Below are 12,157 nucleotides of genomic sequence, written 5' to 3' on the forward strand. Positions count from 1 at the left end.
GCCCATTGGGATAAAGTCTCTCTTGCGGGTGTTGGAAAACGTCTCACCTCCTTACATGTAAAGGAAAACAAGAATGTTTTGGCGCGGTTTGATAGTGTTATTTTTCTTAAGCGGCCTTTGGGGTGGACTTGCCCTTGTGCTCACTGCGCAAGGCTACCACGTTAGCCCGCTCATCACTGCGGTCCTTGGCGGGATGGCTACAAGTGCGGTGCTTCCGCGCCTTGGCACGTGGCTAGGGCAAAGTGGGGCGCTAAAACTTGGCACCAAAGAGTTGTTGCGCCTTGGTATCGTGCTGTACGGGCTTCACATTAGCCTTGAGCAAGTGTGGCATGTGGGTTTTGCGGGGGCAGGGTTGGCTCTTTTGGTGGTGACAAGTACCCTAAGCCTTGGGTGGTTTTTGGGGCAAAAAATGGGCCTAGACAGACACAGTGCCTTGCTCATCGGGGCGGGGAGTGCCATTTGCGGTGCCGCGGCGGTTTTGGCGGTGCAGTCGGTGATGCGTAGCCAGAGTGAAAAAGTGGTGGCAGCTGTGGCGACGGTGGTGCTGTTTGGGACGTTAGGGATGCTTGTGTACCCGTGGGCGCTCTCTGGCGTGGGAAATCCCTTTGTCCAAGGGCTTATAACGGGTGGTACCTTGCACGAAGTGGCACACGTGGTGGGTGCGGGGGCGGGACTCCCTAAAGAAGCCGCCGAGGTAGCGGTCATCGTGAAGATGATACGGGTGATGTTTTTGGTGCCTGTGCTGTTTGTGTTGTTGTTCGTCTTTAAAAGCAAGGGCGAAAACGGCGGTGTGCGGGAGGCGTTTCCGTGGTTCGCGCTTTTTTTCCTAGGGATGGTGGCGCTAAATTCGGCGATAGAGGTGCCTTTTAAACAGGTGCTTTTAGAGGTGGATACGATGCTACTTAGCATCGCCATGTGCGCTCTTGGACTAAACACCCACACCAAAACCCTCCGCCACATGGGCGCAAAACCCTTTTTACTAGCAAGCGTGCTGATGGTCTGGCTTGTGGGCATTGGAGCAGGGGTGGTGTGGGTTACCATGTAAGGGTGATTGTGGTGCAAAATGTGTTTTGGCTGGTGTATTAAGAGAAAACTCATTATAATAATGCATCAACAGACAAGGTATGAATGTGGCTATAAATTTTGAATGGGATGATAAAAAAGCAAAATCAAATTTGAAAAAACATGGCATATCTTTTGAAGAAGCAAGTACAGCTTTTGGGGATGAGCTCTCTATCACTATCGACGACCCACTCCATAGCGACGACGAAAATAGACTGATTTTGATAGGCAAATCAGCAATCAACAACACCTTGGTTGTCGTCCATTTGGAAAAAAGTGCGTCGATTCGGATTATCAGTGCAAGAAGAGCAACAAGCAAAGAGAAATTCTTTTACGAGGAGTGTTAAAATGAAAAAACAAAAAGAGATGCTTGACGAATATGATTTTAGCAAAGGCGTAAGAGGCAAATACGTGAAAGCGTATGAACAAGGGGTAAATATCGTCAAGCTCGACAGCGATGTGAGCAAAATATTTCCAGACACAAAATCAGTCAACGAAGCCTTAAGAACGTTAATACACCTCGTTTCAAAGCAAAAAAACACAAGCAGTAAAGGGCCTGCTACGCTTTAAGCAAACCCTTTACATGTAAGGCTTTTTCCTTACATGTAAAGCCCCCTAATATATCCACCCCACCTGTACTAACACCCTAGTATTGCGTTCAGGTTCGCTTTGCACTTTCTCTCCCCCGATGACTCTAGCGACTTGGACTCTAGTGAAAAACTCTTTGAACGCCGCTTGGTACCCTACGCCTATGTCACTTAGGTGTCTTGAACTTTTGCTACCACTGAGGCTGTTTTGCATCTTGGCGTAGCCTGTGTCTGCAAAGAGGCTAGCACGGTGGCTTATGCCCTGCACACTTGGCAGTGCGTAGAAGAGTTCCGCGCCCAAGATGTAGCCATTTTCCGCGCTATGTTCGCCATCAGGAAAGGCTCTCACCCCGTACGCACCTCCCAAGGAAAAGTCTTCTGACCCATCAAGGTTTTTGCCGCCTAGGGCATGTTGAAACCGAAGGCTGGTGGTGAGGGAGTAGGTTGGGTTAAAGTAAACCGACTGTTCGATGCTTCCTGCTAGTTTTGAGTATGACCCTTGTGTCTTGGCTCCCGCCGCATCTTGGGCTTTGGCGATGGTCTCATTGATGTTTAAACGCCCATGAGTAAGGGCAAGCGAAACCGTCGTGTTAGCATTAAGCCCCAAGAAAAGTCCCGTGCGGGTATAGTCTCCGCCAAGAGTGAGGGCATTGGACTCTTTGGGGGTTTTGACATTGGCACTTTGTATCTCATCTTCCATCTTTTTGTGGGCAAAGCCCATGGAGAGGTTGAGTGTTTCTTGACGGGTGCGGATGAGTGGATACGAAAGCTTTGCTTCAAGGGTGGTGGCATGGCCTAGGGCATCCAGGGCTTTGTACTCTTTGGCTAAGGAGTAAGTGGTGTGCGACGCACTCAGTTCTCCTCTTAAGCCATTGTTCATAAGAGGAAAGTTGTACGCCACTTTGCCATTTTTCAAATCACTTGTGGAGGAAAGCACGCCATTGAGGCTTAGCTTATCGCCATACCCAAAGGGTGAAAGGGCGTTAAGCCCAAGGTTGAGGCGGTACTTTCCTGTGTATCTACTTCCGTAGTTATCCCCGATGGCATAGGCTGTGTAAGGAGCAGTCGCTTCTGCTTGGATTAAAAAGTCACTGGTGCCTACAAGCGCTCCTGGCATGATGTCTGCCTTGGTGACCTTGGCACCGGGGGTGTCGTTGATGAGTAACATGGCGCGTTCTAGGGTGTTGACACTGATGATGTTGGCTTCTTTGACTGCATCAAGCAGCCCTTGGACGTTTGTGTCGTTGACTAGGGAAGTGTTGGAGAGGGTAAAGGCACCATAGTTTCCCTCAATCACCGCAAGCGTAAGGGTGTCCTCGGCAATGGCATCTTGGGGAACATACGCCCTTGCGACAAAGTACCCTTTGCTTCTGTAGTGCGCAGTTACCGTCGAAGCGATGCTTTTAAGCCCTTCAAAGGTGTGTGCTTTTCCAAGAGAGTCTTGCACTAAGGTTTCTAACTCTTGACTTGGGATGTGCGCATTGCCCTCAAACACAATGCGCGCGATAAACACCGTCGCTTCCCCGCTAGGTTGTGCTGTGGGCGTGGTCCTAGAAGGGGTCGGGGAGAGGTCAGGGATTTCGTTATTGACCCCTTCTTTTTCTTGGACAATCTTAGGCACGATGAGCTGTTTTTCAATGTCCCCAATACGCGGAGGCGCGGCCAAAAGGGCGGTGGTTACACAAAGCAATAGGGTAGTTGTAGGTTTCATCTTGTTTCCTCTTGGTCAACATAATCAGGCAATCGTACACCCCCGTTGATGATAGCAATGTTTCCATTTCCCCAAAAAGGCAAAGGGCCACTCGCCGCTACTACAGGTGCAAAGGCTTGGGGACTTTGTTGCATCTGTTGCACAAAGGCAGTAGAGACAAGGCTAGCGGTACCGTTTTCAATATGGGATACGTCGGGTGTGGGTGGTGTTGGTTGTGGATTAGGTTGTGGTGTTGGTGTCGCACTAGTGATATTTGCTGTCGTAGTAGCTGTATTAAGTGCTAGCAGATAATTACCTACAACTCCTCCATTGTCTCCATCGCTTAGCGTGTAGTCTATGGCTGTGACGGTTTTACTATTTCCCACTTCAGCATTCTCAAAACTAGCCGTACCGTGACCTAGCGTAAGGGTTTCCGTTCCAACCAACCCAGATAAACTTCCCCAGTTGGTCATCACCACGCTGGTCGTGCCATCGTAGATTTTATTATCAGCTACAAGGCCTGAGATAGTAAGTGCTTTTTGAGCGATATCTGCTGTGGCAGTTGTTTGGTCGGTGATGATGTAATTATCTTTATCAGCTCCTGCATAAGTGTTGGTGAGCGTGACCGTTTTCCCTGTTCCTGCATTTTTATCAGTAAAGACTCCCGATGAAGAGACGGTTAATGTGTCTCCATCAATAAGTCCAGTTTTGATAACACTAGCAGTATTAACTGTTGCTGTTAAGAGTCCATCGTAGGTTTTATTACTTGCACTAATACCTGAGATGGTGAGTGCTTTTTGAGCGATATCTGCTGTGGTGGTTGTTTGGTCGGTGATGGCATAATTATTGACATCTGCTCCCCCGTAAGTGTTGGTGAGCGTGACCGTTTTCCCTGTTCCTGCATTTTTATCAGTAAAGACTCCCGATGAAGAGACGGTTAATGTGTCTCCATCAATAAGTCCAGTTTTGATAACACTAGCAGTATTAACTGTTGCTGTTAAGAGTCCATCGTAGGTTTTATTACTTGCACTAATACCTGAGATGGTAAGTGCTTTTTGGGCGATATCTGCTGTGGCAGTTGTTTGGTCGGTGATGATGTAATTATCTTTATCAGCTCCTGCATAAGTGTTGGTGAGCGTGACCGTTTTCCCTGTTCCTGCATTTTTATCAGTAAAGACTCCCGATGAAGAGACGGTTAATGTGTCCCCATCAATAAGTCCAGTTTTGGCAACACTGGCAGTATTAACTGTTGCTGTTAAGAGTCCATCGTAGGTTTTATTACTTGCGGTGATTCCTGAGATGGTAAGTGCTTTTTGAGCGATAGTAAGCGCTCCTGCGGTATTCCCAATGCCCGCTTCTGTGTACCCGCTTTTAAGAATATCGATAGTGATATTGCTGTAGGTTCCTGCATTTTTAAACCCTGTTGTGCTACTGCTATCATAGATAAAGGTGTAGTCAGTTCCCAATACCCATGAAGCGTAACTTGCACCAAAGATGGACGAGGCACTCCAAAAATCTGCAAGATTATAAATACTGCCATTATAAGTGTGGTTTTGGGTGCTTAGGGAATAGGAAAGATTTATAGGAGACATTGTCCAAATGGTCGCCCCACCCAAGGTGAGCGTTGGATAGGCTCCATCGGTGCCTGTTATATCCCAACCCGCAAATGTGGACAATGTTTGCATCTGCGCAGTGGTTTTACCCACACCGCCTCCTACTGAAGTAGCTTGCCCTGTGGTTTGTGTATCCCAGAAGCTGTTTGTGATAACTCCACCTTCTTTTCTTCCCATGAGTCCACCGACATGGGAAGCTCCCTCATTTCCCGTAACCATTCCAGTGGCATAGCTATTTGTAATGGTTACAGTACTAGCAGTTAACCCCATAAGTCCACCAAGGTAGTCAGTTCCTGTAACACTCCCAGTGGCATAGCTATTTGTAATGGTTGCAGAACCACCTCCTACAAGCCCGCCGATACCCCCACCATCTCCCCTAACACTTCCGCCAGCATAGCTGTTGTTGATGGTTCCAGAAAGAATATATCCCACAAGCCCACCAGCATAAGAACTAGGATTTTTACCCATAACATTTCCACTAGCATAGCTGTTGTTGATGGTTCCAGAATGAATATACCCCACAAGCCCACCGACGCTCGATATGCCTGTTATATCTATACTAGTAACGCCAACATTTTGTATCGTGGCACCATTATTTATATAGCCAAAGAATCCAACACCACTTGTGGTTGGGCGATTGATAAATAAGCCCGCGATAGTATGTCCTAACCCATTAAAGCTTCCTGAAAAACGGTTGACATTATCTCCGATAGGCACAAAACCCATTGCAACATTTGCTGTGCCAGCATTATTATCATGATCTCCAACATTCCAGCCAGAAGTCACACTTGCGTCTATATCGCTTCCTAGTTCGTACTTTCCAGCCAGTGCTTGATTCATCCATTGGAGTTGGTTGACATTGTGGATGATGACTTTACCGTTTGCATTAAAGATGACTTTATCTCGGACATTGGCGGCATTAAAGTAAACACCGCCGTTCGTGGTGTTGGTGTTTTCAATGGCGGCATTGACGTAAATCTCATCCCCTGCGGTGAGTTTAAGTTGTGTGGCCGTTGCCCATGTAATGTTTTCATTGACGGTGATGTCATAAACTGCTTGAAGTTCTATATCAGCTGTGCTTAGTGCATTTTGAATGGCTGTTGCACTCACACTTTCGCCACCTACGCCTCCGCCTGCGGATTCGATAGTGATATTATCTGGGTCAATGAGCCATTTTGCGGTTTTAATGATAGTGCTATCTTCTACATGTAAAGATTTTCCCGAAGTCTCGATAAACCCACCAGAGGCATCAAGAGTGCCATCTACATGCGCACTTCCCCCATGGGCAAACAACACAATCTTCCCCTTAGCATCCTCAAGCGACCTAGCTTCGATGATGCCTGTGCTATTTACCACACCTTTAAGCAGTTCGTCCACTGCATTGGTAGTGAGGTACACTTCTCCGCCGTCTGCTTGGATGGAGCCGCTGTTTTTAACAAGGGCGTCTAGGACTCCTTTGTTTACCGTGAGGTTAAGCAAAGAGTTGCCGTTGAGGTTAATGCTCACCGTATCAGCACCCACAAGATGCACATCACCCCTTAGGGCATGAATGCTTCCTTGGTTTTGCACCTCTTTGCCTGAAAGGATGGCATAGCCTTCGCTAGAGATGGTGATGGTACCTAGGTTGAGGATGGCGTTGTTAGAAGCACCGCTAAAAGTGTAGTTTCCTGCGTTAAAATCAGCATCGCTCAAGGAAGAGGTAGTGGCTAACAGTCCTGCGGTGTTGATGGAAGCGTTTTTGCCAAAGAGCACGCCGTTACTGTTTAAAAGCCACACTTGACCGTTGGCGCTCAGTGCACCGTCGATGACACTGCGTTCATTGCCAACAACACGGTTAAGGGCGATAGCATTGGCGCTAGGTTGCACAAAGTTGACGGTTTCATTTGCCTTGATGCTAAAATCTGTCCAGTTGATGGCGGCTTTTTGGGTGCTTTGGGTGATGGTCGTCACAGCACCGCTTTGGGTGATGTTTGCGCTTCCGCTGGTCACCACACCGCCACTTGGAGCGGCTTGGAGTAAAGAAGCACTAGCAACAACAGCACTCACCACCAGTGCTATCTTGCCACCTTTTAAGATACGAAAGCGAGAGCTGTAGTCCAGAGAAAATTTCATCGCAACGCCTTTAGTGATTATTGCAACAATTATAATACACGCGCGTTTGAAGCGCGTTTGATGAAACTGAGGATTTGCTTAAATATGACGTCAAAATAGCCACGATGCCTTTTTCGGTGTAATGTTAGCCTTACATGTAAATGTTCATAACTCTTTACATGTAAGGCTAAACAGTTACGTTGCGTTTATTTTTGTATAAAATACTTTACATAGTGCCTACTTGTTGATAAAATGACTACTATTTTATACAAAAAGGCCTTGTATGGATTTTCAAGAATTAGCCCAAGAACTCTCACGACTACGCAAAAGCAAAAATATTTCCCAACCCATCATGGCGACCCATTTGCACATCTCAAGAGCCACGATAAGTAATTTTGAAAATGGTTCAAGCGCCGATGTGGGGCTTAAAAAAATGATGCAAAAAGAGAGATTTTAGAAAAGCTTGTGGGTGAGCTTTAGGCTACACAAATCCCTTACATGTAAGGGATTGTTAGTGCCATAGAGGTTCCGTTGTTGTGAAAAAACTTCGCGTCTGTTTTGAATTTGTTTTTGACTAGGGTAGTGATGATGTCCATCCCGATGCCCAAACGTTGCGGTTTTTCGTTGAAACCTATGCCGTTGTCTGAGATTAAAACACGGATGCACGCCTCGTCTTGGCTGATAGTTACGGTGATTTTGGGTGAAGCTATGCCCCTAAAAGCGTACTTGATGGCGTTGCTGACAAACTCGTTGATGATGATGCCAAGGGTGATGGAGTGGTGGGCGCCTAGGTAAAATTCAGGCGAATGCACCTCTTTTTGTATGTCTAGCACCGAACTTGCCAAAAGGTTGTCTAGCAAAGCGGTGACATAGTGTTTGACTTCCAATGTTTTGTGGGTTTCGTTTTGGCGGAGTTTGTCGTGGGCTAGGGAGATGGCGGCGATGGTGTTGTGGATGTCTTCTAAGGACTGGGAGGTGTCTTTTTGCAAGGAATGCAACGAAACGATGCTCGCAATCACTTGAAGGTTGTTTTTAACCCGATGGTCAAGTTCTCGATACAAAAGCTCTTTTTCTCTTTCGGCTTCTTTGCGCGCCGTGGTGTCACGACTGACGCCGTGGTAGCCGACGATGGCATTGTTTTTGTCATACACGGCTTTTGAGACCACTTCGCCCCAGATGAACGAACCGTCTTTGCACCTGTGTTGCACTTCAAAGATCGAGTGGAGGTCATTGACCGCCGCTTCTTTGCTCTCTTGCCTTTGTTTGATGCGCTCCATGACGATAGCGATGCCCTCATCCGTAAACATTTCAAAAACATGGCGGCCTACCAACTCTTCGGGTTTAAAGCCCAGTTTTTCTTCCACGGAAGGGCTGATGTAGGTGAGAAAATGGTCGCTATTGGTTTTCCAAATCACATCGGTGACATCTTCGGTAAGCTCACGGTAAAGGGTTTCGCTGGTTTTGAGTTTTTCCTCTGCGTGTTTGCGTTGGCGAACTTCCCGCCGCAATAGGTAAATCCAATACCCCACCAGCGCAAATGCTAGTGCAATAAACAGGCCATATTTCGTCAGTGTTGCACCGCTTATCCCGTGGTCGAGACTTAACCAATGCTCAAACATGGCGTCAAATTCTTCTTTGGGGATAGTCGCCATCGCTTTTGTCAAAATGGGAGCAAGGGGTTCGTTTCCTTTGGTAAGGGCAAATGCTTGGTGGCTAACGTATTCGGTTTGACCCGAAAAACGCAGGGTGTTCAAATGGTTTTTTTTGATGACGTAATCCACGAGGTTTGCGTCGCCCACATACGCATCGGCTAATCCACCCGCTACCATCTCTAGGGCTTCTTTGGTGCTAGACGCAGGTACCAGGAGGATGGTGGGGTATTTATTTTTCATAAATTCTTCCATAAAATAGCCCCGCTCAATGGCAACACGTTTGTTGGCGAGTTGTCTCAAACTCCCAACAAACGGCCCTTTCCCGTTGTCGACAATAATAGTAGACGCGTTGTGGTAAGGTTCGCTAAAGGTCAGATAGGTTGAACGTTCTGGCGTTTTTACAATACTTGTAATCATATCCAGCTCCCCTTTTTTCGCCAGCGCCAATACCTCCTCCCAAGATTTATCTTTCAGTATGTCAAAACGTAACCCAAGTATTTTTTCAAGCTCACGCATATAATCTACCACTACGCCAATATAATTACCCTCTTTGTCCACCCACTCATAGGGCGCATACAAAGGGTCCATCCCCACGACGATGCGAGGATGTTCGGCGATCCATTGCTTTTCCTCTTCGCTAAGGTGCAGTTGGGCTGATTTTTCCGCTAGGGAGGTGGCGGCATACGCGTGAACCCACAGAAGCAACAGGCAAAGAAGGGTTCTCATGCTAGCCCGTCCACTTTGCAGCCAAGCCCGCTAGAGTGCTCAAAAATCGCATGGTTTAGTTTTTTTCTCAAGCGGTGAATCAGCCCTCTTCTGGTGGAGGTGCTCGTAGGCGCATCGCCCCAAATGTAGTACTCTATGCTAGGCATGGAGACGAAAAATCCTTTGCTAAGGTAGCACAGGTGAAAGAGGTCGGACTCTTGTTTGGAGAGGATGATGTGTTGGTTTTTGTAAAAAAGCATCCGCGTTTCTTTGTTGTAGGTAAAATCCGGATTTACGTTTTTGTTCCTAAGGTTCGTAGCAACAAGTTTGAGCGCGGCGTTGAGGTCGATCTCCTTAAACGGCTTTGTGATATACGCGGCAGGATGGGTGTCCAGTGCTTTTTCGACCATCTCATCATCCCCGTACGAGGTGAGGTAGATGACGCAAAAATCGCCCATTTTTTTGAGGTGCTTGACCACGTCTATGCCTGATTCGTTGTTTTCAAGCTTGATGTCGCTTAAGACAACATGGGGTTTGTTAGCGCGAAAAAGCGCACAAGCCTCGTCAAAATTCCCCGCATGACCCGTCACTTCAAACCCTTTATTCTCCAACATTTTGGTCAGATTTAAAGCGATAAGAGGCTCATCTTCGATAATCATCACTTTAAGCATGGGCACCTTTTTACTGGGCTTTGTAAGAAGTCTATTATATACATGTAGGATGAAATTTCATTGAGATTGGGTGTTTTGTGGCGTTTTTTACACTCCTGCTGCCATGGCTTGCATATTTTTAGCACTCTCATGCAAAGCTTCGAGTTCTTCGGGGAGGAGTTTGTAGTTGAGGATTTTACTTGCCCCTTTGCGGGTGATGACCACAGGGACGTTGAGCACCACGTCATGCAAGCCGTATTCGCCCTCCAGATAAACGCCCAAAGGAAGTACGGAGTGTTCGTCGTTGGTGATGGCACGGATGATGCGAAAAACGCTTGCGGCGGTGCTGTGGTTGGTGTTGCCTTTTTTGTGAAAGACTTCGTAGCCCGCGTTGATGACATCGCGGTAAATCTGCGCGCGATCAAGCGGTGGCAAGCCATTAAGGGAACAAAAGGTGTCTACATCCAGCCCGCAAATGTTGCAAATGCTCCACGGCAATGTGCTTCCTTTGCCGTGTTCGCCGAGGATGTAGCCGTTGATGTTTTTAGGGTCGATGCCCACTTTTTGACTGACAATCTTCATAAACCGCGCTGTGTCCACCAAGGTGCCCGCACTGATGAGCCGCTCCCTTGGATACAGCCCTTCTTTGTAGGCGATGTGTGTCAGCACATCCACGGGGTTGGTCACCATGACGAGGATAGCGTGGGGTGCGTGGGTGTGGAGTGTGCGGACAATCTCACGGATGAGCAAGGCGTTTTCACCCAAGAGTTCGTCTCTGGTTTGGTTGCCTTTGAGCTGTGCGCCCGCGGTAATGACGATGACATCACACCCTGCACAGTCTGCGTAACTCCCACTGTGCAAATGGGTGTTGCGCGCGTAGGTAAAAGACTCCACGTACGAAAAATCCGCCACTTCACCAAGAGCTTTTTCCTTGTTGCGGTTGACTAGGACGATTTCTCGCACATTGCCCAACGTCAACAAGTAATTCACCAGTTCAACCCCAACCCCACCCGCTCCGATGACTCCAACGCGCATGTATTTCCTTTAAAATAAGGCGAAGTATAGCACGCCAAAGGGGTAAAAAAGGTGCTAAAAAATGGACACTTCTTGCAAAAATAAACCCATTACATGTAAGGGAATTCCCTTACATGTAAACTTAGCTTTGAAACTGATTGAGCTTGGTGTTGAGGTTTTCAGAAAGTCGCGAAAGGTGGTCTGCTGCAGAGGCAATCTCTTCCACACTGCGCGCATTTTGGCTTGTGAGGGTGTTGATGTTGGCTACCATGCCGACGATTTTGTCCGTATCTTTGGCGATTTTCACCGCGTTGCTCGCACTGCTTGTCACAGAAACTACCCCTTCTTCCATGAGTTTTGCCGTTTGCAAGATTGTCGTCTCCACGCCATTTGACACCGCAAGCAACCCTTGCACGCCCTTGGCGTTATGGGTCATCTCGCCCGAAGAGTCCACGATGGACTGGACAATGACGTTGATCGTCGCGTTAATCTCACTTAGGCTCGTTTGCGTCCGTTCTGCGAGTTTTCGCACCTCATCCGCCACCACGGCAAACCCACGCCCGTGCTCTCCGGCGCGTGCCGCTTCGATAGCCGCATTAAGCGCAAGCAAATTGGTCTGGTCGGCGATGTCGCTGATGACGGTCAAAATCTGCTTCACCTGCTCCGCATCCACGCTCATTTGCTCCAATTTTTCCGCCAAAGACGTTTGGGCGACACTGGCTTGCTCCATCTCATCGCGCAGGGTTGTAATCTCGCCCTTCGCTCCTTCGAGTTGGCGTTGGGCGGTGTTCATGGTCTCTTTACTTTGGGTTGAAAGGGTCGCACTCTCCTCCACAAACCGTTTAATCGCCTCGATGTCTTGGATGGTTTTTTCCACAATCACACTGCTTTGCTCCGCATTTTTTCCAATCTGCATGCTCGTGGAACTCAGCTCATGGGAAACCGACGCGTTTTCATTGGAAGAGTGCTTGGCGTCGGTGATGGTATGTTCCAAGGTCTCAATCAAGCTGTTAAAGCTCTGCACAATCTGGGAAATCTCATTGTCTTTTGCATACTTGATGCGAAAACCAAGGTATTTTTTGCTCACAAACTC

10 protein-coding genes are annotated in these 12,157 nt (G+C 47.8%); 4 read left to right on the plus strand and 6 right to left on the minus strand.

Annotation, left to right across the window (positions count from 1 at the left end; translation table 11 throughout):
* The first annotated feature begins 73 nt into the window (after window positions 1-73).
* The 3 genes from JWV37_RS09435 to JWV37_RS09445 all read left to right on the plus strand — a co-directional run bounded on the left by JWV37_RS09435 (window position 74) and on the right by JWV37_RS09445 (window position 1,632).
* Window positions 74-1,045, plus strand: a complete 972-nt coding sequence (locus tag JWV37_RS09435) for a YeiH family protein (RefSeq protein ID WP_205459547.1) — start codon at window positions 74-76, stop codon at window positions 1,043-1,045.
* 85 nt (window positions 1,046-1,130) lie between these two features.
* Window positions 1,131-1,409: a BrnT family toxin gene (locus JWV37_RS09440; protein WP_369407674.1), complete on the plus strand. Its 279-nt coding sequence runs from the start codon at window positions 1,131-1,133 to the stop codon at window positions 1,407-1,409.
* Between the two features lies 1 nt (window position 1,410).
* A complete protein-coding gene (locus tag JWV37_RS09445) occupies window positions 1,411-1,632 on the plus strand; it encodes a hypothetical protein (protein WP_205459549.1) in 222 nt (73 codons plus the stop codon).
* A 45-nt stretch (window positions 1,633-1,677) separates the two neighbouring features.
* Here JWV37_RS09445 and JWV37_RS09450 read toward each other — a convergent pair whose 3' ends face one another.
* Window positions 1,678-3,360, minus strand: a complete 1,683-nt coding sequence (locus tag JWV37_RS09450) for a ShlB/FhaC/HecB family hemolysin secretion/activation protein (RefSeq protein WP_205459550.1) — start codon at window positions 3,358-3,360, stop codon at window positions 1,678-1,680.
* Window positions 3,357-7,064, minus strand: coding sequence for a YDG domain-containing protein (locus JWV37_RS09455; RefSeq protein ID WP_205459551.1), 3,708 nt, complete (start codon window positions 7,062-7,064; stop codon window positions 3,357-3,359). The genes JWV37_RS09450 and JWV37_RS09455 overlap by 4 nt, the downstream gene beginning before the upstream one ends.
* A gap of 262 nt (window positions 7,065-7,326) precedes the next feature.
* Between JWV37_RS09455 and JWV37_RS09460 the strand changes: the two genes are divergently transcribed.
* Window positions 7,327-7,500: a helix-turn-helix domain-containing protein gene (locus JWV37_RS09460; protein WP_205459552.1), complete on the plus strand. Its 174-nt coding sequence runs from the start codon at window positions 7,327-7,329 to the stop codon at window positions 7,498-7,500.
* Window positions 7,501-7,537: 37 nt separating this feature from the next.
* Here JWV37_RS09460 and JWV37_RS09465 read toward each other — a convergent pair whose 3' ends face one another.
* The 4 genes from JWV37_RS09465 to JWV37_RS09480 all read right to left on the minus strand — a co-directional run.
* A complete protein-coding gene (locus JWV37_RS09465; RefSeq protein WP_205459553.1) occupies window positions 7,538-9,421 on the minus strand; it encodes a transporter substrate-binding domain-containing protein in 1,884 nt (627 codons plus the stop codon).
* Window positions 9,418-10,071 carry a response regulator gene (locus JWV37_RS09470; protein ID WP_205459554.1) on the minus strand — a complete coding sequence of 218 codons (654 nt, stop codon included), beginning with the start codon at window positions 10,069-10,071 and terminating at the stop codon, window positions 9,418-9,420. The genes JWV37_RS09465 and JWV37_RS09470 overlap by 4 nt, the downstream gene beginning before the upstream one ends.
* Window positions 10,072-10,158: 87 nt before the next feature.
* The gene (locus JWV37_RS09475; RefSeq protein WP_205459555.1) at window positions 10,159-11,085 is read right to left on the minus strand and encodes a lactate/malate family dehydrogenase; all 927 of its coding nucleotides are present in this window, start codon (window positions 11,083-11,085) and stop codon (window positions 10,159-10,161) included.
* 121 nt (window positions 11,086-11,206) lie between these two features.
* Window positions 11,207-12,157 (minus strand): methyl-accepting chemotaxis protein (locus tag JWV37_RS09480; protein WP_205459556.1); only part of this gene is annotated, 951 nt, incomplete at its 5' end.

This window comes from Sulfurospirillum tamanense (assembly GCF_016937535.1).
In the GTDB taxonomy this organism is placed as follows: domain Bacteria; phylum Campylobacterota; class Campylobacteria; order Campylobacterales; family Campylobacteraceae; genus Sulfurospirillum_B; species Sulfurospirillum_B tamanense.